The 25948-nt window shown below is 70.9% G+C and carries 23 protein-coding genes; 9 read left to right on the top strand and 14 right to left on the bottom strand.

The window, feature by feature from the left end:
• Positions 1-95 precede the first annotated feature (95 nt).
• From pip to ACWDZ7_RS11335, 3 genes are read right to left on the bottom strand one after another with little or no spacing between them, the layout of a single operon-like run.
• Positions 96-1046, bottom strand: coding sequence for a prolyl aminopeptidase (pip, locus tag ACWDZ7_RS11345; protein WP_451796436.1), 951 nt, complete (start codon positions 1044-1046; stop codon positions 96-98).
• Between the two features lie 25 nt (positions 1047-1071).
• Positions 1072-2262, bottom strand: coding sequence for an MFS transporter (locus ACWDZ7_RS11340; protein WP_451796435.1), 1191 nt, complete (start codon positions 2260-2262; stop codon positions 1072-1074).
• Positions 2263-2295: 33 nt separating this feature from the next.
• On the bottom strand, positions 2296-3018 hold the full coding sequence (locus ACWDZ7_RS11335) for a uracil-DNA glycosylase (RefSeq protein ID WP_451796434.1): 723 nt from the start codon (positions 3016-3018) through the stop codon (positions 2296-2298).
• A 261-nt stretch (positions 3019-3279) separates the two neighbouring features.
• Here ACWDZ7_RS11335 and ACWDZ7_RS11330 point away from each other — a divergent pair, with 261 nt between their 5' ends.
• Positions 3280-3741, top strand: a complete 462-nt coding sequence (locus tag ACWDZ7_RS11330) for an RNA-binding S4 domain-containing protein (RefSeq protein ID WP_451796433.1) — start codon at positions 3280-3282, stop codon at positions 3739-3741.
• A 202-nt stretch (positions 3742-3943) separates the two neighbouring features.
• Here the strand turns inward: ACWDZ7_RS11330 and ACWDZ7_RS11325 are convergent, their stop codons facing one another.
• Positions 3944-4381: a DoxX family protein gene (locus ACWDZ7_RS11325; RefSeq protein WP_451796432.1), complete on the bottom strand. Its 438-nt coding sequence runs from the start codon at positions 4379-4381 to the stop codon at positions 3944-3946.
• A 134-nt stretch (positions 4382-4515) separates the two neighbouring features.
• Positions 4516-5232 (bottom strand): class I SAM-dependent methyltransferase, encoded by a 717-nt coding sequence (locus tag ACWDZ7_RS11320; RefSeq protein WP_451796431.1) that lies wholly within the window; start codon positions 5230-5232, stop codon positions 4516-4518.
• A 121-nt stretch (positions 5233-5353) separates the two neighbouring features.
• On the opposite strand from ACWDZ7_RS11320, the gene ACWDZ7_RS11315 reads away from it, so the two are divergent.
• On the top strand, positions 5354-5617 hold the full coding sequence (locus ACWDZ7_RS11315) for a DUF6343 family protein (RefSeq protein ID WP_451796430.1): 264 nt from the start codon (positions 5354-5356) through the stop codon (positions 5615-5617).
• A 30-nt stretch (positions 5618-5647) separates the two neighbouring features.
• On the opposite strand, the gene ACWDZ7_RS11310 is transcribed toward ACWDZ7_RS11315, so the two are convergent.
• The 4 genes from ACWDZ7_RS11310 to rpsA all read right to left on the bottom strand — a co-directional run bounded on the left by ACWDZ7_RS11310 (position 5648) and on the right by rpsA (position 9333).
• A complete protein-coding gene (locus ACWDZ7_RS11310) occupies positions 5648-6016 on the bottom strand; it encodes a tetratricopeptide repeat protein (protein WP_451796429.1) in 369 nt (122 codons plus the stop codon).
• A 28-nt stretch (positions 6017-6044) separates the two neighbouring features.
• A complete protein-coding gene (gene coaE, locus ACWDZ7_RS11305; protein ID WP_451796428.1) occupies positions 6045-6683 on the bottom strand; it encodes a dephospho-CoA kinase in 639 nt (212 codons plus the stop codon).
• A 23-nt stretch (positions 6684-6706) separates the two neighbouring features.
• Positions 6707-7645, bottom strand: coding sequence for a PAC2 family protein (locus ACWDZ7_RS11300; protein WP_451519882.1), 939 nt, complete (start codon positions 7643-7645; stop codon positions 6707-6709).
• Between the two features lie 167 nt (positions 7646-7812).
• Positions 7813-9333 carry a 30S ribosomal protein S1 gene (rpsA, locus tag ACWDZ7_RS11295; RefSeq protein WP_451519881.1) on the bottom strand — a complete coding sequence of 507 codons (1521 nt, stop codon included), beginning with the start codon at positions 9331-9333 and terminating at the stop codon, positions 7813-7815.
• Between the two features lie 363 nt (positions 9334-9696).
• On the opposite strand from rpsA, the gene ACWDZ7_RS11290 reads away from it, so the two are divergent.
• Together ACWDZ7_RS11290 and hrpB are read left to right on the top strand one after the other, a co-directional pair.
• Entirely contained in the window at positions 9697-10518 is an 822-nt protein-coding gene (locus ACWDZ7_RS11290; protein ID WP_451796427.1) for a class I SAM-dependent methyltransferase, read from the top strand.
• 4 nt (positions 10519-10522) lie between these two features.
• The gene (hrpB, locus tag ACWDZ7_RS11285) at positions 10523-13093 is read left to right on the top strand and encodes an ATP-dependent helicase HrpB (protein ID WP_451796426.1); all 2571 of its coding nucleotides are present in this window, start codon (positions 10523-10525) and stop codon (positions 13091-13093) included.
• An 8-nt stretch (positions 13094-13101) separates the two neighbouring features.
• On the opposite strand, the gene ACWDZ7_RS11280 is transcribed toward hrpB, so the two are convergent.
• The 4 genes from ACWDZ7_RS11280 to polA all read right to left on the bottom strand — a co-directional run bounded on the left by ACWDZ7_RS11280 (position 13102) and on the right by polA (position 19202).
• Positions 13102-14109 carry a DUF3068 domain-containing protein gene (locus tag ACWDZ7_RS11280; RefSeq protein WP_451796425.1) on the bottom strand — a complete coding sequence of 336 codons (1008 nt, stop codon included), beginning with the start codon at positions 14107-14109 and terminating at the stop codon, positions 13102-13104.
• 20 nt (positions 14110-14129) lie between these two features.
• The gene (locus ACWDZ7_RS11275) at positions 14130-14264 is read right to left on the bottom strand and encodes an SPW_0924 family protein (protein WP_451796424.1); all 135 of its coding nucleotides are present in this window, start codon (positions 14262-14264) and stop codon (positions 14130-14132) included.
• A 169-nt stretch (positions 14265-14433) separates the two neighbouring features.
• Entirely contained in the window at positions 14434-16206 is a 1773-nt protein-coding gene (locus ACWDZ7_RS11270; protein ID WP_451796423.1) for a lytic transglycosylase domain-containing protein, read from the bottom strand.
• A gap of 332 nt (positions 16207-16538) precedes the next feature.
• Positions 16539-19202 carry a DNA polymerase I gene (gene polA, locus ACWDZ7_RS11265; RefSeq protein WP_451796527.1) on the bottom strand — a complete coding sequence of 888 codons (2664 nt, stop codon included), beginning with the start codon at positions 19200-19202 and terminating at the stop codon, positions 16539-16541.
• Between the two features lie 214 nt (positions 19203-19416).
• Between polA and ACWDZ7_RS11260 the strand changes: the two genes are divergently transcribed.
• The 3 genes from ACWDZ7_RS11260 to ACWDZ7_RS11250 all read left to right on the top strand — a co-directional run bounded on the left by ACWDZ7_RS11260 (position 19417) and on the right by ACWDZ7_RS11250 (position 22747).
• Positions 19417-21696: an FdhF/YdeP family oxidoreductase gene (locus ACWDZ7_RS11260; RefSeq protein WP_451796422.1), complete on the top strand. Its 2280-nt coding sequence runs from the start codon at positions 19417-19419 to the stop codon at positions 21694-21696.
• A gap of 60 nt (positions 21697-21756) precedes the next feature.
• Positions 21757-22230: a PaaI family thioesterase gene (locus ACWDZ7_RS11255; RefSeq protein ID WP_451796421.1), complete on the top strand. Its 474-nt coding sequence runs from the start codon at positions 21757-21759 to the stop codon at positions 22228-22230.
• 64 nt (positions 22231-22294) lie between these two features.
• Positions 22295-22747, top strand: coding sequence for a hypothetical protein (locus tag ACWDZ7_RS11250; protein ID WP_451796420.1), 453 nt, complete (start codon positions 22295-22297; stop codon positions 22745-22747).
• Positions 22748-22904: 157 nt separating this feature from the next.
• Here the strand turns inward: ACWDZ7_RS11250 and ACWDZ7_RS11245 are convergent, their stop codons facing one another.
• Positions 22905-23108: a hypothetical protein gene (locus ACWDZ7_RS11245; RefSeq protein WP_451796419.1), complete on the bottom strand. Its 204-nt coding sequence runs from the start codon at positions 23106-23108 to the stop codon at positions 22905-22907.
• A gap of 523 nt (positions 23109-23631) precedes the next feature.
• Between ACWDZ7_RS11245 and ACWDZ7_RS11240 the strand changes: the two genes are divergently transcribed.
• Positions 23632-24876, top strand: a complete 1245-nt coding sequence (locus ACWDZ7_RS11240; RefSeq protein WP_451796418.1) for a branched-chain amino acid ABC transporter substrate-binding protein — start codon at positions 23632-23634, stop codon at positions 24874-24876.
• A gap of 139 nt (positions 24877-25015) precedes the next feature.
• Entirely contained in the window at positions 25016-25945 is a 930-nt protein-coding gene (locus ACWDZ7_RS11235; protein ID WP_451796417.1) for a branched-chain amino acid ABC transporter permease, read from the top strand.
• Positions 25946-25948 lie beyond the last annotated feature (3 nt).

Below are 25948 nucleotides of genomic sequence, written 5' to 3'. Positions count from 1 at the left end.
GACCCGACCAGACCCGACCGGACCCAGCCAGAAAAAGCCGAACCCAGCCAGAAGCAGATGGATCCGACCAGACCCACCCGCACCATCCAGAACCCTCACCCCCGGAACCGATCCGTCGCCGCCGCCAGCTCATCCGCGACCCCGCGAGCCCCCGCGTTGTGCCCCACGTCGTCCACAAGGATCAACTCGCTCCCGGCCCACGCCCGCTGAAGCCGCCACGGGATACCGACGAGGTTGCCGAAGTCCAGACTGCCCTGCACCATCACCCCCGGAATCCCCCGGAGGGACCCCGCGGCGCGCAGGACGACCTCGTCGCCGCCCAGCCAGTGGTCGTTGGCGAAGTAGTGCGTGACGGTGCGGGCGAAACCGGCACGGAAGGCCGCGTCCTCGTAGCGGGGGACGGACCGCGGCGGCGCGGGTTCGAACGCCGTCTCCCAGTCCGTCCAGGCCCGCGCGGCAGCGCCCCGCACCGCGGGGTCCGGGGACTCCAGGAGCCGGTTGTAGGCGGCGGCGAGATCCCCGTCCCGGTCCTCCTTCGGCACACCGTCCCGGAAGGCCCGCCACGCCTCGGGGAAGATCTTCCCCAGCCCCCGGGTCATGAGACCGACCTCCGCGCGGCTGCCCGTGGCGAGCCCCGTGAGGACCAGCTCGGAGACCCGCTCGGGATGCGTCTGCGCGTACCGCAGCCCGAGCACCGAACCGAACGACGCGCCCCACACCAGCCACCGCTCGATGCCCAGGTGCCTCCGCAGCAGTTCGAGGTCGGCGAGCAGATGAGGGGTCGTGTTGACGCTCATGTCGGTCGCCGGGTCGCTCGCGTGCGGCGTGGAGCGGCCGCTGCCCCGCTGGTCGAGCAGGACGACCCGGTACGCGTCGGGGTCGAAGTACCGGCGGAAGAAGGGCGTACAGCCGGAGCCGGGCCCGCCGTGCAGCACCACGGCCGGCTTGCCGCGCGGATTGCCGCACGCCTCCCAGTACACGCGGTTGCCGTCGCCGACGTCGAGCATGCCGTGGTCGTAGGGTTCGATGTCCGGATAGAGGCCCATCGCGGCACCCTAACCCGGTCCCGTGTCAGAGCGTCTTCGCGTTTCGCATCCGCCCGTACGCGTAGACACACCCGGCGAGTGCCAGGTCCGACAGCAGCATGAAGCCGATCGAGTACGAGTCCTTGGCTCTGTAGATGGCGCCCATGACCAGCGGCGGCAGGAACCCGCCGAGGCCGCCCACCGCGCCCACGATGCCGGTGACGGAGCCGACCTGTGGCTGCGGGGTGACCTGCGAGACGAGGGCGAAGACGCTGCCGCTCGCGGTGCCGAGGCCCGCCGCCATGACGAGGAAGCAGATGGTGCCGACCGGGTACAGCGTCGGGTCGAAGGCCTGTACGACGGCGAAGAGCGCGACCACCCCGAGGGCGACGGAGGTGACGGTGGCCGGGTGGAACCGGTCGGAGAGCCAGCCGCCGATGGGCCGGAAGACGACGGTGACGAGCGCGAACCCGGCCGCCTTGGTCCCGGCGTCGGTGGGCGAGAGGTCGTACCAGGTCTTCAGATACGTGGGCAGGTACACCCCGAAGGCGACGATCCCGCCGAAGCCGATGGCGTACAGCGCCGACAGTTCCCAGGTGACCCGCAGCCGGCCGGCCTGCCCGAGCCGGGTGATGAGCGCGGTGGTGGGCACGGGCCGGTCCGGGCGGTCGGTGATGAGCACCGCCGCGAGCAGCGCGAACGCGGCGAGGGCGATGGCCACGATGACGAAGGGCAGATTGGCGCCGTGCTCGGCGATGCGCGGCGTGAAGTAGCCGGAGAGCGCCACTCCGCCCATCCCCATGCCGAAGACGCCGAGCGCGAAGCCTCTGCGGGCGGGCGGGAACCAGGAGTTGACGAGGGGGATGCCGATGGCGAACGTCGTTCCGCCGAGGCCCAGCAGGAAACCGGCGCCGAGCATCGCGACGTAACTGTTCCTGGCCGGGATGATCAGCAGCACCGGCACGATGGTCAGCGCCGAGACCAGCGGGAACATCAGCCGGGCGCCATAGCGGTCGGTGAGCGCGCCGACCGGCACACGGCCCAGCGAGCCGACGATCACCGGCACGGCGACGAGGAGCGACTGCTCGAAGGAGCTGAGTCCGAGGCGGTCCTTGAAGTCGCTGCCGAGCGGCGCCACCAGGTCCCAGGCCCAGAAGGTCAGTGTGAAGCCGACGGTCGCCACGGCCAGGTTGCGGTAGGCGGCGGCGGAGGGCCTGGCCGCGAGAGTCTCGTCCACGCCCTCACGCTAGGAATCACCGTGCGCCGCGGCTCACTCTGCTGGGCCGTCCGGGTGCAGCCCCGCTTCGACGGCCGCCGTACGCAGCACGTCCCGCAGCATCGCGGGCGTGAGCCGTCCGGTGAACGTGTTGCGCTGGCTGACGTGGAAGCAGCCGAAGAGGTCGAGCCCCTCCCCCTCGGGGCCGCCCTCCAGGACCACGTGCGCCCCGTGTCCGAACGCCGGCCGGGGCCTCGGCACCTGCCAGCCCGCCGCCGCGAAGGCGGGCAGCGCGGCCTGCCAGCCGAAGCCACCGAGCACGATCACCGACTTGAGCGTCGGGGCGAGCAGTTTGAGTTCGCTCACCAGCCAGGAGCGGCAGGTGTCACGCTCCCCGGTGGTGGGCTTGTTCTCGGGCGGGGCGCAGTGCACCGGCGAGGTGATGCGCGTGCCGTAGAGGGTCAGGCCGTCGTCGACGCTCTCGGCCGTGGGACGCGAGGCCAGCCCGACGTCGTACAGCGCCGGGTAGAGGAACTCGCCCGAGCGGTCGCCGGTGAACATCCGCCCGGTGCGGTTGGCGCCGTGCGCGGCGGGCGCGAGGCCGATGATCAGCAGCGACGCGTCGTGCGGTCCGAAGCCGGGCACCGGGCGCCCCCAGTACGTCCAGTCGGCGAAGGCCGCGCGTTTGGTGCGCGCGACCTCCTCGCGCCAGTCGACGAGGCGTGGGCAGGCGCGGCACCCGGTGATCCGCTCGTCCAGTTCGCTCAGGCCGTCCATGCCCTCCACCGTACGTAACGTACACACGTACGCATGTATGTACGTGCCGTGTGTACGTTACGTACGCTCAGGTCATCGCCGCCCCCAGCGCCACGAACCCGCCGACCACACGAACCGACCATGACGCCGGCGATGAGCAGCGCCCCGCGCGCGCCAGCCGGTGCGCGAGCCGCCCGAAGTATCGACGGCCTCGCTCAGCGGATTCCGGACGGCTCGCCGGGAGCCGGGCATGCCGCGCCGGAGCCGGACTAAGGTCTGTACATGGCTTCGGAGACTTCAGGAGGCGGCAAGGGCCGCGCCCCGGGCGACCCTTCCACGGGCAAGGCTGCCGCGGGCGGCGCGCCGGCGGGCGAGGGCTCGGTGCGCGTCGACAGCTGGATCTGGTCGGTCCGCCTCGTCAAGACACGCTCGATGGGCGCCGCCGCCTGCAAGGGCGGCCATGTGCGGGTCAACGGCGAACGCGTCAAGCCCGCGTACGGCGTGCGCGTGGGCGACGAGGTGCGGCTACGGCAGGCGGGCGGCCGGGAGCGGATCGTCATCGTCAAGCGCGTCATCCGCAAGCGCGTCGGCGCGCCGGTCGCCGCCGAGGCGTACGTCGACAACAGCCCGCCGCCCCCGCCGCGCGAGGCCGTGGCCCCGGCGGGCATCCGCGACCGGGGCGCGGGCCGCCCCACGAAGCGGGACCGCCGCGAGATGGAACGCCTGCGGGGCGCGGAGGGCTAGACCGCCCGATCGCGGAAGAGTCCCGGCAACACGCCGTCATGTACGGCGTGTTGCCGGGACTTCTCTGCGATGCGGTGCGGTGTCGTCCGGTGCGAGGCGGTGCGGTGCGGTGCGAGGCGGTGCGGTGCGAGGCGATGTGACGCGGTGCGGTGCGAGGCGATGTGACGCGATGCGCGCCCTGGGTCCTGCGGTCGGGCTCGTCTCACGCCCGGACGCGGGCGATCAGCTTCGCCGTCTCGTCGCGCCGCGCCCACGCGATCCACGCCAGCGGCGGGATCAGGATCAGCGGCGTCGCCGCGTTCTCCCCGCCGAGCGCCGTGACGGTCACGATGAACGCGCCGGTCATCAGGCCGATGAACGCCGTCGCGGCCAGCGAGGAGAGCAGCGGGATCAGCAGCGCGATGCCGCCGAGCAGCTCCAGCGCGCCGATGGTGTACATGCCGGGCGCGCCCCAGCCGAGCTTGTCGAAGGACTCGACGGCGGTCGGGTGCGCGATCAGCTTGGGCACGCCGCTCGCGACACCGAAGAACACGGCGAACAGCACCTGCAAGGTGCGCAGCGTGATGCGGGCGCCACGGCCACGGGGGCCGGTACGGGCGGTGGTGACTGCGGTGGAGTTGGCCGTGGCGGTGGCGGACATGCTGTCTCCTCGGTGAGCGGATCGGGCGGGCCTCGCCTCCGGGCTGTCGGCCTGCCGCGCTGTTGTGCTGTCACCGGTATAGACAGGCCCGCGCCACGAAACTCATCGCTCCCGCCCGAAAAATACTGGTCGCCTCAGCCCGCCGCCACGGCCACCGGCACCGCCCGCACCCAAGTCCCGTCCTCCGTGAGGTACTTGTCGACCTTCAGGCCCTCCTCCGCGAGCGCCGCCTCGAACTGGGCGCGGGTGAGCGGCCGGGCGCGGAACGTCTGCGTCCATACGGCGTCCGGAAAGACGTACTCCGCCCGCACCTCGTTCACACCGTCCCCGATGGGCTCCGCCGAGACGATGCGGATCGTGTAGCCACCCGGGTCGACGCGCTCCCTCGGCAGGTTGGTGTGGTAATCCTCGCCCTCCCGCTGGATCAGCACGCAGCCGCCGTCCGTGACATGGCTTCGGCAGGCCCGCAGCATTCCACGCCGCACGGCCACGTCACCGGTGTGCACGAGGAACGACGCGAGCATCACCACGGCGAACTTCTCGTCCAGGTCGAGCCGCTCGATCGGACTCCGCACCGTGCGCACCCCGCCGTCGAGCGCGGCGACCTTCTCCAGCATCTCGGCGGACTCGTCCACGGCTGTCACGCGAAAGCCACGCTCCAGGAGCGGCCGGGTCACCCGGCCCGCACCGCTGCCCAGTTCGAGGATGTGCGACCCGGGTGGCACCGCCCCCGCTATGACGTCGGGCTCGTCGCCGACGGACAGGCGCGTGTACAGGTCGACCGCGCAGCCGTCCGGGGTGATCGCGCCGGGTCCCGTTCCTTCGTATCCCTCACGCATCTCCACACTCATGCCCCTCCAACGAAGGACGCCACCGGCTCGTTCCACAGCATCCACAGGGCCTCGCCGCGCAGGCGGCCCGCCCGCGTTCTCCACCCGCCCTCTCTATCCTGAAAGGAGGAGATGACTTCTGATGACGCGTACAGGCAGTGAACCGGCGACCGCGCGCAGCCCCCTGCGGATGCGCTTCTGGTTCAGCGTATGGGGGCTCGTCTGGGCGGCCTTCGGAACGGCCGCCTTCGCGCTCACCGGGCGCACGGCGTGGGCGGTGGCGTGCGGGGTGCTGCTGCTGGTGGTCGCCGCCGACCTGGCGTGGGTGGTGCACCGCATGCGTCAGGGCCCGCACTACCAGCCGGGCCGCGACGTCCCGCCGTACGATCCGCCGGGCTCCCCCTAGGGCGTGTTGCGACAGTCCCGCTCGGCGGGGTCAGTCTTCCTTGTCGAAGCGGGCCGCCGCCAGGTACTCGGGCTGGGGGTCGAGCGCGGCCGCGAGGCGGAAGTGGCGTCGCGCCTGGTCGGGCCGGGAGCCGCGCTCGTAGGTGCGGGCGAGCGCGAAGTGCGCGAACGCGTTGTCCGGCTCGCGCTCCAGGACGATGCTGAACTCCAGCTCGGCGGCGCGCAGCTGCGCGGCGGCGAAGAAGGCGCGCGCCCGCAGCAGCCGGGCCGCGGTGTTCTCGGGGTGGGCGGCGATGACCGTGTCGAGCAGCTTCACCGCGCCGCGCGGATCCCGTGCGGCAAGGAGCTGCTCCGCCGCGCGGAAGTCGATGACGTGAGTCTCCGGGGTGATTTCGGGCACGCTGGACTCCTTCCCTCACTCCCCAGCGTCAACGCCCGCCGCGGCCGTCCCTATTCCGCGTCAGCGCCGTACCGCGTCCGCGCCGTATGAGGTCCGCCCACACCTCGTCGACCCGCTCCCGGAGCCCTTCGAGGGGGCCGTCGTTGTCGATCACGATGTCCGCGGTCTCCAGGCGCTTCTCGCGGGTGGCCTGCGCGGCCATCCGCGCGCGGGCGTCCTCCTCGCTCATGCCGCGCAGCCGCACCAGGCGGTCGAGCTGGGTCGCGGGGCTCGCGTCGACGACGACCACGACGTCGTACAGCGGAGCCAGGCCGTTCTCGGTGAGCAGCGGCACGTCGTGGACGACCACCGCGTCGTCCGAGGCCGACCGTTCGAGCTCGGCGGAGCGGGCGCCGACCAGGGGGTGCACGATCGAGTTCAGGACGGCCAGCTTCCCGGCGTCGGCGAAGACGATCGCGCCGAGCCTCGGCCGGTCCAGGGAGCCGTCCGGAGCCAGGACCTCCCGCCCGAAGGCCTCAACGACGGCCGCCAGGCCGGGAGTTCCCGGCTCCACCACCTCACGCGCGATCTTGTCGGCGTCGATCAGCACGGCACCGGACGCGGCGAGCAGCCGCGAGACTTCACTCTTGCCGGCGCCGATGCCGCCGGTCAGGCCCACTTTCAGCATGACCGGCAGCTTAGGCGGTGGCGTTACGCGTCGCCCTCCCGCTCGGCGAGGAAGCGTTCGAATTCACGGCCGATCTCGTCGGCGGACGGGATGTCGGCCGGTTCGGCGAGCATGTTGCCCCGCTCCTGGGCGCCCGCCGCGGCGTCGTACTGGTGCTCAAGGCCCTGGACCAGGGCGACGAGCTCCTCGTCGCCCTCCTGGATCTGCCGGTCGATCTCGGTCTGCGTGCGGTGCGCCTCGGTGCGCAGTCCGTGGGCGACCGTGGGCAGCACCAGGCCGGTCGCGGCGGTGATCGCTTCCAGGACCGTGAGGGCCGCGTCCGGGTACGTGGAGCGCGCGATGTAGTGCGGGACGTGCGCGGCGACGCCCAGCACGTCGTGACCGGCCTCCAGGAGGCGGTACTCGACGAGGGAGGCCGCGCTGCCGGGCACCTGTGCCTCGTCGAAGGGGCTGCGGTGGCCCGGGACCAGGTCGGTGCGGTTGCCGTGCGGGGTGAGGCCCACGGGGCGGGTGTGCGGCACTCCCATGGGGATGCCGTGGAAGTTCACGGACAGGCGCACGCCGAGGCGCTCCACGATCTGCTGGACGGCGGCCGCGAAGCGCTCCCACTCGATGTCCGGCTCGGGCCCGGAGAGCAGCAGGAAGGGCGCCCCCGTGGCGTCCTGGAGGAGACGGACGTCGAGCGTCGGCACCTCGTAGTCGGACCAGCGGTCGCGCCGGAAGGTGAGCAGTGGACGGCGGGCGCGGTAGTCGACGAGGCGGTCGTGGTCGAATCTCGCCACCACCTGCCCCGGAAGGCTGTCGGTGAGGCGCTCGACGATCTGGTCGCCGGTCTCCCCCGCGTCGATGTATCCGTCGAAGTGGTAGAGCATGACCAGTCCTGCCGACTCCTGGGCGAGCGCCATGTCGACGACGGCGAGGCCCTTCGGCTCCCATGCGTACAAACCCTGCGGATCAAGCACTGTGACCGCTCCTCCTCGTGTTCGTAACGGAGAACGCACGCGAGGACACGCGCATTCCCGCCCACGCGCCCTCCGCGGCCGAACCGGAACGCACCGCGGGCCCGCACCTCCGAAAGGGAGGTACGGGCCCGCGGCGTTGTTCAGCTACGACCGCCTGGAGGCGAGCTTCAGCTCTGGCCACCGGCCAGCTTCTCGCGAAGCGCGGCAAGCGCCTCGTCCGAAGCCAGGGCGCCGGAGTTGTCGTCCGACTCCGAGGAGTACGAACCGCCGCCACCGCCGCCACCGGTGCCCGCGGCCGGAGCCGCGCCACTGGGAGCCGCGACACCCTCGGCCTCGGCCTGAGCGTCGGCCTCGCGGGACTTGATGACCTGGGCCTGGTGCTGCTCGAAGCGCGACTGCGCCTCGGCGTACTGGGTCTCCCAGGCCTCGCGCTGGGTCTCGTAGCCCTCGAGCCAGTCGTTGGTCTCGGGGTCGAAGCCCTCGGGGTAGATGTAGTTGCCCTGGTCGTCGTAGGACGCGGCCATGCCGTACAGGGTCGGGTCGAACTCGACGGCCGACGGGTCGGCGCCGAAGGACTCGTTGGCCTGCTTCAGCGACAGCGAGATCCGGCGACGCTCGAGGTCGATGTCGATGACCTTGACGAAGATCTCGTCGTTGACCTGGACGACCTGCTCCGGGATCTCCACGTGGCGCTCGGCCAGCTCGGAGATGTGGACCAGGCCCTCGATGCCCTCGTCGACGCGCACGAACGCACCGAACGGAACGAGCTTGGTGACCTTACCGGGAACGACCTGCCCGATCTGGTGCGTGCGGGCGAACTGCTGCCACGGGTCTTCCTGCGTCGCCTTGAGCGACAGGGAGACACGCTCGCGGTCCATGTCCACGTCGAGAACCTCGACGGTGACTTCCTGGCCGACCTCGACAACCTCGGAGGGGTGGTCGATGTGCTTCCAGGAGAGCTCGGAGACGTGCACGAGACCGTCGACGCCGCCGAGGTCCACGAACGCACCGAAGTTGACGATCGAGGAAACGACGCCGGAGCGGACCTGACCCTTCTGCAGGGTCGTGAGGAAGGTCTGACGGACCTCGCTCTGGGTCTGCTCGAGCCAGGCACGGCGGGACAGGACCACGTTGTTGCGGTTCTTGTCCAGCTCGATGATCTTGGCCTCGAGCTCCTTGCCCACGTAGGGCTGGAGGTCGCGGACGCGGCGCATCTCGACGAGGGAAGCCGGCAGGAAGCCACGGAGGCCGATGTCGAGGATGAGACCACCCTTGACGACCTCGATGACCGTACCGGTGACGATGCCGTCTTCTTCCTTGATCTTCTCGATCGTGCCCCAGGCGCGCTCGTACTGAGCGCGCTTCTTGGACAGGATCAGACGGCCTTCCTTGTCCTCCTTCTGGAGAACCAGGGCCTCGATCTCGTCGCCGACCTTGACGACCTCGTTCGGGTCGACGTCGTGCTTGATCGAGAGCTCGCGGCTCGGGATGACGCCTTCGGTCTTGTAACCGATATCGAGCAGGACCTCGTCCCGGTCGACCTTCACGATGACGCCGTCGACGATGTCGCCGTCGTTGAAGTACTTGATCGTCTCGTCGATCGCGGCGAGGAAGGCTTCCTCGTTACCGATGTCGTTGACCGCTACCTGCGGGGTGGTGGAAGCGGTGGTCTCGGTGCTGCTCGTCATGTGGGTAAGGGCTCCGGTACGGACAGTGAGTCGTAGGTACTGCTAGCGCCGGAGCCGATTTCGCTCTGAAGAAGCCGGACAGCCTGGGAAACGCCGATTCCTGAGTTCCGAAGAAACGGAAGGCGCCTCGACAACCGAGGGGACATGCAACAGATGCGAGCGCATCCTGCTATGTCTGAGGACGGCAGGCTCGCAGCGCAACTTGTAGCATACGGGGGCAGCCGGAAAGGGTCAATGCGCGAAGGCGCACACCCGGGGCGGATCGCCTCATACCCGGCACAAAACCTGTCGCCTGAGGCCACACGGGCCGCACCGCGCCCCCTTCGCGACGAGGTTCGACGGAAGACACGAAAGATTACGACGATGGAGCCGATCATCCAAGAGTCCGAACCGCCCGAGCCCGAGGCCACCCGCCGTGACGCGAACATCACGGAGAGCAGTCGCGCGAACCGCGGCTGGTGGGACCGGAACGCCGACGAGTACCAGATCGAGCACGGCACGTTCCTCGGGGACGACCGCTTCGTGTGGGGCCCCGAGGGGCTCGACGAGGTGGAGGCGGAGCTGCTCGGTCCGCCCGAGGAGCTCAAGGGCAAGGACGTCCTGGAGATCGGCGCCGGCGCCGCCCAGTGTTCGCGCTGGCTTCTCTCGCAGGGCGCGCGGCCCGTCGCCCTGGACCTCTCGCACCGCCAGCTCCAGCACGCGCTGCGGATCGGCGGCACGGTGCCTCTGGTACAGGCCGACGCGGGGGTGCTGCCCTTCAAGGACAGCGCCTTCGACCTCGCCTGCTCCGCCTACGGGGCGCTGCCCTTCGTCGCCGACCCCGTACTGGTCCTCAAGGAGGTGCGTCGCGTGCTGCGGCCCGGCGGCCGCTTCGTCTTCTCCGCGACGCACCCGATCCGCTGGGCCTTTCCCGACGAGCCGGGCCCGGAGGGGCTCTCCGTAGCGGCCTCCTACTTCGACCGCACTCCTTACGTGGAGCAGGACGAGGAGGGCAACGCCGTCTATGTGGAGCACCACAGGACGATCGGCGACCGGGTGCGGGACATCGTGGCGGGCGGTTTCCGCCTCGTCGACATCGTGGAACCGGAGTGGCCCGCCTGGAACACCCAGGAGTGGGGCGGCTGGTCCCCGCTGCGCGGAAACCTGATCCCGGGGACGGCCATCTACGTATGCGTACGAGACTGAGCGGGTGATCCGTAACCCCGCCTTCCTGGACCTGCCCGTACGTGACGCGCTGCCCGCCCTCCGTTCCGCTCTGGAGGGGCCGGGCAGCGCGGTGCTGTGTGCGCCGCCCGGCACGGGCAAGACGACGCTGGTGCCGCTGGCCCTCGCGGGCCTGATCGAGGCGCCTGGCGCCTTTCAGGGCGTACGCCGTGTCGTCGTCGCCGAGCCGCGGCGCATCGCCGCTCGGGCCGCCGCGCGGCGGATGGCGTGGCTGCTCGGCGAGAAGGTGGGCGGGAGCGTCGGCTACACCGTGCGCGGGGAGCGGGTGGTGGGTCCCCACGCGCGCGTGGAGGTCGTCACGACGGGTGTCCTGCTCCAGCGGCTGCAACGGGACCAGGAGCTGACCGGCGTGGACGTCGTCATCATCGACGAGTGCCATGAGCGGCATCTGGACGCGGACACGGTGGCTGCCTTCCTGGTGGACGTGCGGGCGGCGCTGCGGCCCGATCTGCGGCTCGTGGCCGCGTCCGCGACGACCGACGCCGAGGGATGGGCGCGCGTCCTCGGGGGCGCGCCCGTCGTGGAGGCGCAAGGAACCACGCATCCCGTGGAGGTGGTGTGGGCGCCCCCCGCGCGTGAGGTGCGGCCGCCGCACGGCATGCGGGTCGATCCGGCGCTCCTGACGCATGTGGCGTCGGTGGTGCGGCGGGCGCTGGCCGAGCGGGACGGTGACGTCCTGTGCTTCCTGCCGGGGGTCGGCGAGATCGCACGGGTGGCCGGACAGTTGACGGGCCTCGGGGACATCGAGGTGCTTCAGGTGCACGGGCGGGCGCCGGCCGCCGTGCAGGACGCGGTCCTCGCCGGGTCGCCGGGGCGGCGCGTCGTGCTCGCCACGTCGGTGGCCGAGTCGTCGTTGACGGTGCCCGGGGTGCGGGTGGTCGTGGACTCGGGCCTCGCCCGCGAGCCGCGGGTCGACCATGCGCGGGGCCTGAGCGCGCTGGCGACGGTGCGGGCCTCGCAGGCGGCGGGGCGGCAGCGGGCGGGGCGGGCCGGGCGTGAGGCGCCGGGTGCCGTGTACCGGTGCTGGGCGGAGGCGGAGGACGGGCGGCTGCCGCGTTTCCCCGCGCCGGAGATCAAGGTGGCGGACCTCGCCGCGTTCGCCTTGCAGACGGCGTGCTGGGGCGATCCTGACGCCTCCGGTCTCGCCCTCCTCGATCCGCCGCCGGGCGGCGCGATGGCGGCGGCGCGGGATGTCCTGACGGCGGTCGGGGCGGTGGAGGCCGCCACGGGGCGGGTGACGCGGCGGGGGACGCGGATGTCGCGGGTGGGTCTGCACCCCCGCCTGGCGCGCGCCCTGCTGGACGCGGTGCCTCGCGTGGGCGCGCGGCGGGCGGCGGAGGTGGTCGCCCTCCTGAGCGAGGAGCCGCCGCGGGAGTACGGGGACGACCTCGCCGCGGCGTGGCGGGCCGCTCGGCGGGGCGGGGACGCGTATGCGGCGCGGTGGCGCGTGGAGACGCGGCGCTTGGCTTCGGCGGCGGACGCCCCCGCGGGGCGGGGTGCCCAGGGCTCCTCGCCCGCGCCTTCGGCGCGGGATGACGCTCCGGAGCGGGATGCCGGAGCCGTCGCCGCCCTCGCGTTTCCCGAGCGGGTGGCCCGGGCGGTTGGTGGCGGGACGTATCTGATGGCCAATGGGACGCGCGCCGAGCTGCGGCCGGGCTCCGCGTTGACGGGGGCCGAGTGGATCGCCGTGGCCGTGGCGGACCGTCCCGTGGGCGCCGGGCACGCGCGCGTACTGCTGGGCGCGCAGATCGACGAGGACATCGCGCGGAGCGCCGCCGCGCCGCTGCACGTGGAGCGCGACGAAGTGGCGTGGTCCGGTGGCGATCTGGTGGCGAGGCACGTCGAGAGTCTCGGGGCCGTGGAGTTGGTGGTGCGCCCTTTGAAGGACGCCGATCCCGTCCTCGTACGAGAAGGGCTGCTCACCGGGTTGCGTGAGGAAGGTACCGGGTTGCTGAAGTGGTCCCGGGGCGCGCGGGAGCTGCGCGAGCGGCTGGCGTTTCTGCACCGGCACCTGGGGGCGCCCTGGCCCGACGTATCGGAGGACGCCCTCCACGCGCGCGTGGACGAATGGCTGGAGCCGGAGCTGTCCAGGGCGCGGCGCCGGTCCGACCTGGGCCGCGTCGACGCGGGGCAGGCGCTCGCGCGGCTTCTGCCGTGGGCCACCGGCGAGGCCGTCCGCCTCGACGGGCTGGCCCCGGAACGGCTGGAGGTGCCGAGCGGGTCCAAGGTGCGGGTCGACTACTCCGATCCCGAGCAGCCCGTCCTCGCGGTGAAGCTCCAGGAGATGTTCGGCCTCGCCGAGACACCGCGGATCGCGGCCGGCGGCGTGCCCGTACTCGTCCACCTGCTGTCCCCCGCCGGACGCCCCGCCGCCGTCACCGCCGACCTCGCCTCCTTCTGGCGCGAGGGGTACCGCGCGGTGCGGGCGGAACTGCGCGGCCGCTACCCGAGGCATCCGTGGCCGGAGGACCCCGCGACCGCCGAACCGACCCGGTACACCAAGGCCCGCCCGGCGCGCCGGGACGCGGACGCCTAGACCACGGGCTAGGCGTCGACCGGTTCCGGTTCGGGGTCGTTCGTGGCCTTCGGCTCGCACTCCCCGGGCCTGCGCCCGCGGGCCTCCAGCCACAAGGAGAGGGCGAGCAGGAGCAGGCCGAGGGCGAGGAAGCCCCAGGGGAGGTAGGAGGTCAGCAGGAGCACCAGGAGCCTCTGGGACTTGACGAGGTCGACCGTGCTCTCGATGTAGTCCTCGCGCATCTTCACGTGCCCGGCGAAGACCGTGACCTTGTCGCGTCCGCCGAGGAGCGTGCCGCCGCGCAGTTCGTTCTTCTGGATCTCCTCGCCGTAGACGGGCGCTCCGGTGGTCGGCTCGACCCAGAACTTGCGGACCGTGGTGTACCAGCGGGTGGTGCCGGTCTCGGCGAGGGACTTGGGTGTGATGCCCTTGACCGGCATCGTCTTGGGGAAGGGGACCTTCGTCCAGGGGATGGTCTGCTCGAAGTAGTAGACCCGCACTCCGCGGAACGTCCGTGTGCCCTTGTAGTGGATGGGCTTGGTGACGCGGGCCTGCGCGTCGAAGTACTCGTAGTCCCGCTTCTCCGTCAGGAAGGGCCACTTGAACTCGATGCCCTCGCGCTTGACCGGGTCCCCGTCGACCGACTCGCCGGTGGCGTGCACCGGTTCCTGGCTGTGCGCGTCGAAGATGTAGCGCTCGGGGACCTTGGAGACCATCTTGCCCTCGGAGTCCTGGACGTAGGAGAGCGCGTCCCAGACGACGACGTCACGGGAAGAGTCCCCGTCGGCCTTCTCGATCTTCTCCGAGGCCTCCACGTTGCCCTTGAGGGTCTGCACGATGGTGACCTTGTCGACTTTCTCGGCCTTCATCGAGCCGTAGTCGATGAGGGTGGGGTTCTTCGCCTCCAGGACCGCTTCCTGGTACTGGCTCGGCGGGATCTTCGCGAGGCGCGGGAAGGCGTACCAGCGCATGAGCGGGGACATGGCCGTGAAGAACACGGCGAAGGCGAGCAGGACGAGGCTGGCCTTGCGGCGCATCGCGGCGACCCTCCCTACGTCTACGGGTGCTTGGGGACAGTGGTGAGCAGCGGCTTGGGAGACGTCTCGCCGGGTGGGGCGCCGATCGCCGTGACCGTCAGGACCAGGGCGAGCGCGACGGCGAGACCGGCGGCGGCGGCGATGAGGGCGCGCATGCGGGGCCTTTCGGGTCGGCTTGCGGCCGGAGCTGATAGGGCGTCAGGGCGGGCACCGTAGCAACGCGGGAGCGAGATGAGAACACGTCGCACAACACAGGACCGCCCCCGCGCCGTGGGTGGCGTGAGGGCGGTCCGGTGAGCTTTGGAGGGCAGGTCGGCCGGGCGGTCAGGCCGCCGGGGTGGTGGGGGCCGCCGGGGTGGCCGGGGCAGTGGTGGCGGGGGCGGTGGTGCCCGGGGTGGTGGTGGCCGGGGCGGTCACCTTCAGCTCGACGGTGAGGGTGGCGCCGCCGGTCGTGACGACGCGCAGCAGATACGTGCCCGCCGCGTCGTCCGCGTACAGCCGCGGCAGCTTCAACAGGCCGTTCGCGCCGGTCTTCAGGCCCTTGAGGACGCGGACCGCCTTGCCGTTCGCGTCCTTGAAGTAGGGGCCCTTGTCGTTGGCCGTGCTGTCCGCCACCGACTTGACCAGGGTGGCGGTGGCCGCGACGCCGTCGGCCGCCTCGCCCTTGTATGTCGCCTTGACCTCGACCCGGTCGGCGAACTCCTTGCCCGCTTCGCAGGTCAGCGGCTTGTCGCTGGTCCGGGCGAGGGCGTCCGCCTGGCGCTCGGCGACCTTGGCGGTGTAGTCCAGGCCCGTCAGCTTGCGGCCCACGACCGTGGCGCGCACGGTGAACGAGCCCGTCCTCTCGCCCGCCTTGAGCACCGGAGCGGTGGCCCTGCCCAAGGCGTTCGTGGTGACGACAGCGCTCCTCGCGCCGCCGTCGAAGCGGGCGTCCGTGTCACCGACGACCCTGAACTTCACCTTGACCTTGGCGACGGCCGCGCCCGACTTGGACTCCGTACGCACCTGAACGCGCCCGGCGAAGGCGTCCCCGGCCGTCGCGGCCAGCGGGCCGGTGCCGGCGTCCGCCAGGCGGGCGACCCGCTCGGCGGGCGTGGGAGGCGTGGGGTCGGGCGTATCGTCGCCGCCGTTGCCCGGCGGCCTGGTGGGCCCGGTGCCGCCGCCGTTGCCGGGATTGCCGTTGCTTCCGGGCGGCGTGTAGGTGCCGGTCATGTCGGTGTTGCCGGGCTTCTTCGAGGGCGAATCGGAGCCGCCCGGCGTCAGGCTGGGGCTCCGGAAGCGGTCGTCGCTGCGGTCGCCCGGCAGGACGCCCTTGCCGTCGGGAACCTCGTGGGTGCCCTTGCGGTAGTACTCCAGCCACGACAGGACCGTGTTCAGGTACTCCGTCGAGCGGTTGTAGCTGAGGATCGCCTTGTGCAGGTCGGCCTCGACCGACAGGTCACGGTCGTTGGCGCAGAGGTAGTGGCCCGCGGCGAGCGCCGCGTCGTAGATGTTGTTCGGGTCCTTGCGGCCGTCGTTGTTGCCGTCCTGGCCCGAGCCCGCCCACGTCGACGGGATGAACTGCATGGGCCCGACCGCGCGATCGTGCGTCGTGTCGCCGTCGTGCGCGCCCTTGTCGGTGTCGGTGATCTTCGCGAAGCCGTCGCCGTTCAGGACCGGGCCGAGGATCGGCTTGATCGTCGTGCCGTTCGCGTCGACGCGGCCGCCGCGGGCGTGGCCCGACTCGACCTTGCCGATGGCGGCCAACAGCTGCCAGGGGAGGTTGCAGCCGGGCTTGGCGTCGGCGAGAGCGGTCTCGGCCTTCTTGTACGCGTCCAGGACGGTGGCCGGCACGCCCGCCTCGGCCTCTCTGTCTCCGCCGTTGGGCGCGGTCGGCGGGACAGGGCTGTGGAGGGGCGGCAGGTCGGTGTAGTAGGGCGAGTCGCCGGTCGCGGAGTCACCCGCCGACGGGGTGTCCGCCGCTCCCGCCGTCCACTCGTCGCGTGGGACGTCCGTCACGCCCGGGGCCTGCGAAGCGGCGAGCGCCGCCACCGCCGCCGCGGCCACCGCGCTGGTCACCGCTCCCCTGCGCAGCCGCCTGCCGAATACCGGCGCCATGACCGAGCCACCCCTCCCCTTTGAAGACTGTTGTGCGCCGGCCCCGCTTCCGTACACGCCTGACTTCGTACGTGCGTGCTCCCCGGGGGGACGGCTCTGGCGACACTACGACAACTTGCCGCGCCCAGGCACCCGTTCGTGCCCGGTTCTTACCGGTTGGCCTGGACCCCGCGACAGACCTGTTACGCCACGGGGAATCCGGCCCGCTTCTGCCGCCGGTGGGCTCGCGCCCCCGAAGGGGCGCGGGGAACTGCGCGCCCAGCCACAACGAGCCCGCGCGGACACAGAGACCGGCAAGCCCCCGCACCCCACCGCCCCCCGGCCCGGGAGGGTTAGTGCGCCGCGGATTCCCAGTCCGCCCCCACCCCGACCGACACATCCAGCGGCGCGCGCAGGGACACCGCACCCGCCATCTCCCTGCGGACCAGCTCCTCCACCTTCGCCCGCTCGCCCGGAGCGATCTCCAGGACGATTTCGTCGTGGACCTGGAGCAGCATGCGGGAGTCGAGCCTCGCCTCGGTGAGCGCCCGGTGAACATTGAGCATGGCGATCTTCACGATGTCCGCGGCCGTGCCCTGGATCGGGGCGTTCAGCGCCATCCGCTCGGCCATCTCGCGGCGCTGGCGGTTGTCGCTGTTGAGGTCGGGGAGGTAGCGGCGGCGGCCCAGCATCGTCTCCGTGTAGCCCGTCGCGCGGGCCTCGTCGACCGCGCGGCGCAGATAGTCGCGCACGCCGCCGAACCGCTCGAAGTAGGTGTCCATCAGGGCTCGCGCCTCGCCCGCCTCGATGTTCAGCTGCTGGGAGAGGCCGAACGCCGACAGGCCGTACGCCAAGCCGTACGACATGGCCTTGATCTTGCGCCGCATCTCCGCGTCGACGTGCGAACGCTCCACGGAGAACACCTGCGAGGCCACGGTGGTGTGCAGGTCCTCGCCCGACATGAACGCCTCCAGGAGGCCCTCGTCCTCGGAGAGGTGCGCCATCACGCGCAGCTCGATCTGGCTGTAGTCCGCGGTCATCAGCGATTCGAAGCCTTCGCCGACGACGAAGCCGCGGCGGATCGCCCTGCCCTCGTCCGTGCGGACCGGGATGTTCTGGAGGTTCGGGTCGGTCGAGGAGAGACGGCCCGTGGCGGCCACCGTCTGGTTGAACGTGGTGTGGATGCGGCCGTCCGCGGCGATCGACTTGATCAGGCCCTCGACCGTGACGCGGAGCTTCGCCTGCTCGCGGTGGCGGAGCATGATGACCGGCAGCTCGTTCTCCGTCTGGGCGGCGAGCCAGGCCAGCGCGTCGGCGTCCGTGGTGTAACCGGTCTTCGTCTTCTTCGTCTTGGGGAGGTTCAGCTCACCGAAGAGGACTTCCTGGAGCTGCTTGGGCGAGCCGAGGTTGAACTCGTGGCCCGCCGCGGCGTGCGCCTCCTTCACGGCCTGCTGCACGGCGCCCGCGAACTGCTGCTCCATCGCCTCCAGATGGGCGCGGTCGGCCGCGATGCCGTGCCGCTCCAGGCGCGCGAGGAGCGTGGACGTCGGCAGTTCGACATCCTGCAGCAGGTCGCTCGCGCGGACCTCGCGCAGCTTCTCGCCGAAGGCCGTCCCCAGGTCCAGGACGGTGCGGGCCTGCGACATCAAATGGTCGGCCCCGGCCCGGTCGTCCTCCTCCGTACCGAAGGCGAGCTGTCCGTCGGCGGCGGAGGCGGGCGCCAGCTCACGGCCCAGATACTCCAGGGACAGGGCGTCCAGGGCGAAGGAGCGGCGGCCCGGCTTGACCAGGTAGGCGGCCAGGGCGGTGTCCATGGTGACGCCGTCCACGGCCCAGCCGTGCTCGGGGAAGACCCGCATCACGGCCTTGGCGTTATGCATCACCTTCGGCTTCTTCGGGTCGGCGATCCACGCCGCGAACGCGTTCTCGTCGGCCTCGTCGACGGCGGCCGGGTCGAACCAGGCGGCCGCTCCCCCAGCCGCGGCGAGCGCGACCTCCGTGACGGTGCCCGAGCCGAGCTGCCAGGTGTCGACCGTGGCGACGCCGAGGACCGCCTTGCCGTGCTCGGCCAGCCACGGGGCGAGCTCGCCCGCACCCAGGACCGCGCCGTCCAGCTCGACGCCCGGCGCGGCCGGGGTCTGCTCGGCCTCCTCGGCGCCCGGGTCGACGGCCAGGAGACGCTCGCGCAGCGAGGGGTTACGGATCTCCAGGGTGTCCAGGACCATGGCGAGCGCCGTCCGGTCGTACGGAGCGCGCTCCAGGTCGGCGACCGTCTTGGGCAGCTCCACGTCGCGCACCATCTCGGTGAGGCGGCGGTTGAGCTTGACCGCGTCCAGGTGGTCGCGGAAATTCTGCCCGGCCTTGCCCTTGACCTCCTCGGCACGCTCGACGAGGTCGGCGAACGAACCGAACTGGTTGATCCACTTCGCGGCGGTCTTCTCGCCGACACCGGGAATGCCGGGGAGGTTGTCCGACGGGTCGCCGCGCAGCGCCGCGAAGTCGGGGTACTGGCTGGGCGTCAGGCCGTACTTCTCCACGACCTTCTCCGGCGTGAAGCGCGTCAGCTCCGAGACGCCCTTCGTCGGATAGAGCACCGTCACATGGTCGGTGATCAGCTGGAAGGAGTCGCGGTCCCCCGTGACGATCAGCACGTCAAAACCGGCCGCCTCCGCCTGCGTGGCCAGCGTCGCGATGACGTCGTCCGCCTCGAAGCCGTCGACGGCGAAACGCACCGCGTGCATCGCGTCGAGCATCTCGCCGATCAGCTCGACCTGACCCTTGAACTCGTCCGGGGTCTTGGAGCGATTCGCCTTGTACTCCGCGAACTCCTGGGAGCGCCACGTCTTGCGCGACACGTCGAACGCCACCGCGAAGTGCGTCGGCGCCTCGTCACGCAGGGTGTTCGCCAGCATCGACGCGAAGCCGTAGATCGCGTTCGTCGGCTGCCCCGTCGCGGTCGTGAAATTCTCCGCGGGCAGCGCGAAGAACGCCCGGTACGCCAGGGAGTGCCCGTCCATGAGGAGCAGGCGCGGGCGCTGCTCGCCACCCGCCCCGCCGGCCTTGGTCGCCGCGGTCTCGGACTTCTTCTTCGCTGCTGTTTCTGCCACGTCCCCGATCCTGCCACGCCCCACTGACAGTCCCGTCCCGTCCCGCCCCTGCGCCCGGCACTGTCACCGCCGCGTGGGAGGATCGGAGACGTAGCTCACACACGTGCTCGAAGGGGAGCCGACCATGGCAAGCAAGCCGCCCAAGGGCGATCCGGTCCAGGACGCGCCGCAGGTCGACCAGGTGCAGCACGCGGCGGCGGGGCTGCCCGCCATCGGCCACACCCTGAAGATCGCACAGCGGCAGATGGGCGTGCGCCGCACCGCGCTGACCCTGCTGCGCGTCAATCAGAAGGACGGCTTCGACTGCCCCGGCTGCGCCTGGCCCGAGCCGGAGCACCGCCACAAGGCGGAGTTCTGCGAGAACGGCGCGAAGGCGGTCGCCGAAGAGGCCACGCTCCGGCGCGTCACCCCCGACTTCTTCGCCGCCCACCCCGTCGCCGACCTCGCCACCCGCAGCGGGTACTGGCTGGGCCAGCAGGGCCGCCTCACCCACCCCATGTACCTGGCGGAGGACGCCGAGCGCTACGAACGCGTCTCCTGGGAGCACGCCTTCGACATCGTCGCCGAAGAGCTCGCCGCCCTGGACTCCCCGGACGAGTCCGTCTTCTACACCTCGGGACGCACCAGCAACGAAGCGGCGTTCCTCTACCAGCTGTTCGCCCGCGAGCTGGGCACGAACAACCTCCCCGACTGCTCGAACATGTGCCATGAGTCGTCCGGCTCCGCGCTGACCGAGACCATCGGCATCGGCAAGGGCAGCGTCCTGCTCGACGACCTCTACCAGTCCGACCTGATCATCGTCGCCGGACAGAACCCCGGCACGAACCACCCGCGCATGCTCTCCGCCCTGGAGAAGGCCAAGAACAACGGCGCGAAGATCATCACGGTCAATCCGCTGCCCGAAGCGGGCATGGAGCGCTTCAAGAACCCGCAGACCCCGCAGGGCATGCTCAAGGGCACCGCCCTCACCGACCTCTTCCTCCAGATCCGCCTCGGCGGCGACCAGGCCCTCTTCCGCCTCCTCAACAAGCTCATCCTCCAGACGGACGGCGCGGTCGACGAGACGTTCGTACGCGAACACACCCACGGGTACGAGGAGTTCGCCACCGCCGCGCGGGACGCCGACTGGGACGAGACCCTGAAGGCCACGGGCCTCGACCGCGCCCGCATCGAGGAGGCGCTGCGCATGGTGCTCGCCTCCAAGCGCACCGTCGTGTGCTGGGCGATGGGCCTCACCCAGCACAAGCACTCGGTGCCGACGATCCGCGAGGTCGTCAACTTCCTGCTGCTGCGCGGCAACATCGGCCGCCCCGGCGCGGGCGTCTGCCCCGTGCGCGGCCACTCGAACGTGCAGGGTGACCGCACGATGGGCATCTTCGAGCGGCCCGCGCCCGCCTTCCTCGACGCCCTGGAGAAGGAGTTCGGCTTCGCGCCGCCCCGCCACCACGGCCTGGACGTCGTGCGCGCCATCCGCGCCCTGCGCGACGGCGAGGCGAAGGTGTTCTTCGCCATGGGCGGCAACTTCGTGGCGGCCTCCCCCGACACCGAGGTGACCGAGGCGGCGATGCGCAAGGCGCGCCTGACCGTGCACGTCTCCACGAAGCTGAACCGCTCGCACACCGTCACGGGCGCACGCGCCCTGATCCTGCCCACCCTCGGGCGCACCGAACGCGACCTCCAGGGCGGCGGTGAGCAGTTCGTGACCGTCGAGGACTCCATGGGCATGGTGCACGCCTCCCGCGGACGCCTGGAGCCCGCGAGCGACCAGCTGCTCTCCGAGCCCGCCATCGTGTGCCGCCTCGCGCGCCGCGTCCTGGGCGGCGCCTCCCGCACACCCTGGGAGGAGTTCGAGAAGGACTACGCCACCGTGCGCGACCGCATCGCGCGCGTCGTCCCCGGCTTCGAGGACTTCAACACGCGCGTGGCGCACCCCGGCGGCTTCGCCCTGCCGCACGCCCCGCGCGACGAGCGCCGCTTCCCCACCGCCACCGGCAAGGCCAACTTCACGGCCGCCCCCGTCGAGTACCCGGCCGTCCCGAAGGGACGGCTGCTGCTGCAGACCCTGCGCTCCCACGACCAGTACAACACCACCATCTACGGCCTCGACGACCGCTACCGCGGCATCAAGAACGGCCGCCGCGTCGTCCTGGTCAACCCGGACGACGCCCGCGAGCTGGGCCTGGCCGACGGGACGTACGCCGACCTGGTCAGCGAGTGGCGGGACGGCGTGGAGCGCCGCGCGCCCGGCTTCCGCGTCGTGCACTACCCGACGGCCCGGGGCTGCGCGGCCGCGTACTACCCCGAGACCAACGTCCTGGTGCCCCTGGACGCCACCGCGGACACCAGCAACACCCCTGCCAGCAAGTCCGTCGTCGTACGCCTGGAACAATCAGCGACCGACTGAGCGTTTGCTCAGCGACAGGCAGCGACAGGTGTCGACGTCGAACGAACGGAGCCGGACCCCATGGGCGAGCAGCACAGCGTGAAGTTCCCGCAAGAGGTCATCGACGAGTACGCCTCGCTCGGTGTCGATCTGCCCTCCCTCTTCTCGGCGGGCCACCTCGGCACCCGCATGGGCGTACAGATCGTGGAGGCCTCGGCGGAGCGCGTCGTCGGCACCATGCCGGTCGAGGGCAACACCCAGCCCTACGGCCTGCTGCACGGCGGCGCCTCCGCGGTGCTCGCCGAGACCCTCGGCTCCGTCGGCGCGATGCTGCACGGCGGCATCGACAAGCTGGCCGTCGGCGTCGACCTGAACTGCACGCACCACCGCGGCGCCCGCTCCGGCCTGGTCACCGGCGTGGCGACGCCCGTGCACCGGGGCCGCTCCACGGCGACGTACGAGATCGTGATCAGCGACGAGCAGGGCAAGCGGGTGTGCAGTGCGCGCCTGACGTGCATGCTGCGGGACGCCCCCACGGACGGCGCGACCGGCTGATCCCCCCGCGGGGGCGGGCGCACGCGCATTGTCGGGGCGTGCGGCTCCGGTCTAGCGTCGGCACATGAGGCACCGGATACGGCTCTGTGCGCTCGCCCTCACCCTCACCCTTCCGCCGGCCCTCGGCACGGGCTGCGGCGACCCCGCCCCGGACCCCAAGAGCGCCACCGGCACCACCACGAGCACCACCCCCTCCCCCACCACCACCTCCCCCGCCGACCTCTGCACCGCGATCATCACCAAGTGGGCGCGGCAGATCTACGAGTCGGCAGGCTCGGGAGACCCAGGCGGCTCAGGCGGCTCAGGCGGCTCAGGCGGCTCGGCCTACGGCGACTACCAGTCGATGGGCCTGTCGAACGGGCAGTACCTGATCCTGCGCGACATCCTGGACGCCGCACGCGCCGAGCGCAGACGCGAAACGGCCGCCGCCGGGCGTGAGTTGATCATGCGTCAGGCACGCGAGCGGTGCGCCGAGCGCTACCGCGACGGCGGGCCGAGCGGCGGGCCGTGGGTGTGAACGCCATCGGCCCGATCGAGCCGGGCGAGGACACCTACGACCACGAGAGCGCCACCCGCGAGCCGGTACGGCCGCCCACCCCGCGCCGGCTCCGCCACCGCCGTACGGCGATCGCCGCGGCCACGGCGGCGGTGCTGGGCGCGGCCGGTGTGACCCTCTACCTGACCCGCCCGGAGCCGCCGCCCGAGCCGCCCCCGCCCTGGCCGTCGCAGAGCGTGTCGGTGACGTACACGGGCGAGATGTCCCGCCCGCGGGCCGGGGAGCGGACGTTCACTTTCGCTGTCAGGTTCGCCCAGGAGTCGGGGCCCCCGGTGACCGTCCACCGGGTCTCCCAGCCCTCGGCGGCGCTTTCGGTGGGCACCTCCCCTGGCACCCCATTCACGTTGAAATCGGGAACACCCCGGAAGTTGATCATCATGATGCACATTCGCGAATGCGGAGAAGTGCCACGGAATGCCCGACTCCCTTTCCTCGAAGTAACACTGCGTAATGCGCGCGCAAAGGCGAGACAGAGTTACATCCTCGGTCCGGAATACGCGAATGATCTTTCCGGGGCACTGACCGCCGCATGCCCACGAACACGCGTGTCATGAGCCAAACACCATTACACTCCTGCCACTTGTCCTGGAGATTCTCAGCATGCGGATACGCCGAGACCCACCGAACAAGGTCAGATTCAGCCTCAACCGCCCCCTGCGTTCCAGCCCGGAATACTCCGTGGCATAACAAGAGCGTCACAGCCTTGGTCCGACCACTCCACCAGGCACAAAGGCGCCCTTAGAGTCACGGCCAGTCACCGCGCCCACCGGATTCCCCTCAGTTCGGTTCCGCGCTCGACTCGGCATCCCAACAAGGGACAGCCGTGCCAGGGGAAAGGACTGATCGTGCGTCAACGTTCGCTCATAGCCATCACCGCCGCACTCACCGCCGGGGCTCTCACCCTCACCGCCTGTGGCTCACGCGACGACAACAAGAAGGAAGACCCCGGCGGCGGCACCACCGTGGTCATCGGCGTCGACGCGCCACTGACCGGTGACCTCTCCGCGCTCGGCCTCGGCATCCGCAACTCCGTCGAGCTCGCCGTCAAACAGGCCAACGCCAAGAAGTACGTCGACGGCATCACCTTCAAGATGCAGTCGGCCGACGACCAGGGCCAGCCCTCCTCCGGCCAGACGAACGCCACCAAGTTCGTCGCCAACAAGGAGCTCCTCGGCGCCGTCGGCCCCCTGAACTCCTCCGTCGGCGAATCCATGCAGAAGGTCTTCGACGACGCCAAACTCGTCCAGGTCTCCCCCGCCAACACCAACCCGGCCATGACCCAGGGCCCGGACTGGAACGGCGGCAAGAAGGTCCGCCCCTACAAGGCCTACTTCCGCACCGCCACCACGGACGCCATCCAGGGCCCCTTCGCCGCGCAGTACCTGTACAACACGGCCAAGAAGAAGAAGGTCTTCGTCATCGACGACAAGAAGACCTACGGCGCCGGCCTCGCCGCCACCTTCAAGGACGAGTTCACCAAACTCGGCGGAAAAGTCGCGGGCACCGAACACGTCAACCCCGACACCAAGGACTTCGGCGCCGTCGCCACCAAGATCCGCAACTCCGACGCCGACGTCGTCTACTACGGCGGCGAATACCCCGCCGCCGGCCCCCTCAGCAAGCAGATGAAGAAGGCCGGAGCCAAGATCCCGCTCGTCGGCGGCGACGGCATCTACAGCGCCGACTACATCAAACTCGCCGGCAAGGACGGCAAAGGCGACTACGCCACCTCCGTCGGCCAGCCCGTAGAAAAGCTGCCCTCCGCCAAGGAGTTCATCGCCAACTACGAGAAAGCCGGCTACAAGGACGCCTACGAAGCCTACGGCGGCTACTCCTACGACTCCGCCTGGGCCATCATCGAAGCCGTCAAAAAGGTCGTCGACGACAACGACGGAGAACTGCCCTCCGACGCCCGCGCCAAGATCGTCGACGCCATGCAGGACGTCTCCTTCGACGGCGTGACCGGCAAGGTCTCCTTCGACGAATACGGCGACGCCACCAACAAGCAGCTCACGGTCTACCAGGTCAAGGACACCACCAACCCCGCCAAGGGCTGGAAGCCCGTCAAGTCCGGCACCTACACCGGCTGACCCACCACCCGCAGCACGACACCGCCGCGCGGGGCGCTGCCCGACAGCGCCCCGCGCGGCGTCGCATCCGACGCAGCGACGGCCCGACCGCCGCAGCGGTGCCGAATCCGTCGCTTTCGAAAGACTCGGAGGACCTGCGGTGCACGAACTGCCGCAACAGCTGGTCAACGGCCTGCTACTGGGATCCATGTACGGCCTGATCGCCATCGGCTACACAATGGTCTACGGCATCGTCCAGCTCATCAACTTCGCCCACGGCGAGATCTTCATGGTCGGCGGCTTCGGCGCCCTCACCGTCTGGCTCTGGCTCCCCGGCTCCACCACCATGTGGGTGGCCATCCCCCTCATGCTCATCGGCGCCGTCATCGTCTCCACCACCATCGCCATCGGAGCAGAACGCTTCGCCTACCGCCCCCTGCGCGGCGCCCCACGGCTCGCACCACTCATCACCGCCATCGGCCTCTCCCTCGCCCTCCAGCAAGCCGTCTGGGCCTGGTACCCCAGCGCCAAGTCGTCCCGCACCTTCCCCGAGATCCCCGGCGACTCCATCCACATCGGCAGCGTCACCATCCAACCCGGCGACCTCTTCCTCGTCGCCGCCGCACCGATCTGCATGTTCGCCCTCGGCTGGTTCGTGATGAAGACCCGCGTCGGCCGCGGCATGCAAGCCACCGCCCAAGACCCCGACACCGCCAAACTCATGGGCGTCAACACCGACCGCGTCATCGTCGTCGCCTTCGCCCTCGGCGCCGCCTTCGCCGGCATCGCCGCCGTCGCCTACGGCTTCCGCTACGGCGAAGTCAACTTCCGCATGGGCTTCCTCTGGGGCCTCAAAGCCTTCACCGCCGCCGTACTCGGCGGCATCGGCAACATCTACGGAGCCATGATCGGCGGACTCGTCCTCGGCGTCGCCGAAGCCATGGCCACCGCCTACATGAACGACATCCCCGGCATGGACAAACTCGGCGGCCAGTCCTGGGCCGATGTCTGGGCGTTCGTACTCCTCATCGTCGTCCTCCTCGTCAGGCCACAAGGCCTCCTCGGCGAGCGCGTCGCGGACAGGGCGTGACCA

This window comes from Streptomyces sp. NPDC003032 (assembly GCF_053591415.1).
The sequence above is the reverse complement of the archived record's forward strand: the minus strand, read 5'-3'. Positions and strand labels throughout refer to the sequence as shown.

Excerpts from the sequence above, each read along its gene's own strand:
- pip (WP_451796436.1), bottom strand. The coding sequence starts at position 1,046 with ATGGGCCTCTATCCGGACATCGAACCCTACGACCACGGCATGCTCGAC.
- ACWDZ7_RS11335 (WP_451796434.1), bottom strand. The coding sequence starts at position 3,018 with ATGGACGGCCTGAGCGAACTGGACGAGCGGATCACCGGGTGCCGCGCC.
- ACWDZ7_RS11330 (WP_451796433.1), top strand. The coding sequence starts at position 3,280 with ATGGCTTCGGAGACTTCAGGAGGCGGCAAGGGCCGCGCCCCGGGCGAC.
- ACWDZ7_RS11325 (WP_451796432.1), bottom strand. The coding sequence starts at position 4,381 with ATGTCCGCCACCGCCACGGCCAACTCCACCGCAGTCACCACCGCCCGT.
- ACWDZ7_RS11320 (WP_451796431.1), bottom strand. The coding sequence starts at position 5,232 with ATGAGTGTGGAGATGCGTGAGGGATACGAAGGAACGGGACCCGGCGCG.
- ACWDZ7_RS11315 (WP_451796430.1), top strand. The coding sequence starts at position 5,354 with ATGACGCGTACAGGCAGTGAACCGGCGACCGCGCGCAGCCCCCTGCGG.
- coaE (WP_451796428.1), bottom strand. The coding sequence starts at position 6,683 with ATGCTGAAAGTGGGCCTGACCGGCGGCATCGGCGCCGGCAAGAGTGAA.
- rpsA (WP_451519881.1), bottom strand. The coding sequence starts at position 9,333 with ATGACGAGCAGCACCGAGACCACCGCTTCCACCACCCCGCAGGTAGCG.
- ACWDZ7_RS11290 (WP_451796427.1), top strand. The coding sequence starts at position 9,697 with ATGGAGCCGATCATCCAAGAGTCCGAACCGCCCGAGCCCGAGGCCACC.
- ACWDZ7_RS11280 (WP_451796425.1), bottom strand. The coding sequence starts at position 14,109 with ATGCGCCGCAAGGCCAGCCTCGTCCTGCTCGCCTTCGCCGTGTTCTTC.
- ACWDZ7_RS11275 (WP_451796424.1), bottom strand. The coding sequence starts at position 14,264 with ATGCGCGCCCTCATCGCCGCCGCCGCCGGTCTCGCCGTCGCGCTCGCC.
- ACWDZ7_RS11270 (WP_451796423.1), bottom strand. The coding sequence starts at position 16,206 with ATGGCGCCGGTATTCGGCAGGCGGCTGCGCAGGGGAGCGGTGACCAGC.
- polA (WP_451796527.1), bottom strand. The coding sequence starts at position 19,202 with ATGGACGGGCACTCCCTGGCGTACCGGGCGTTCTTCGCGCTGCCCGCG.
- ACWDZ7_RS11260 (WP_451796422.1), top strand. The coding sequence starts at position 19,417 with ATGGCAAGCAAGCCGCCCAAGGGCGATCCGGTCCAGGACGCGCCGCAG.
- ACWDZ7_RS11255 (WP_451796421.1), top strand. The coding sequence starts at position 21,757 with ATGGGCGAGCAGCACAGCGTGAAGTTCCCGCAAGAGGTCATCGACGAG.
- ACWDZ7_RS11250 (WP_451796420.1), top strand. The coding sequence starts at position 22,295 with ATGAGGCACCGGATACGGCTCTGTGCGCTCGCCCTCACCCTCACCCTT.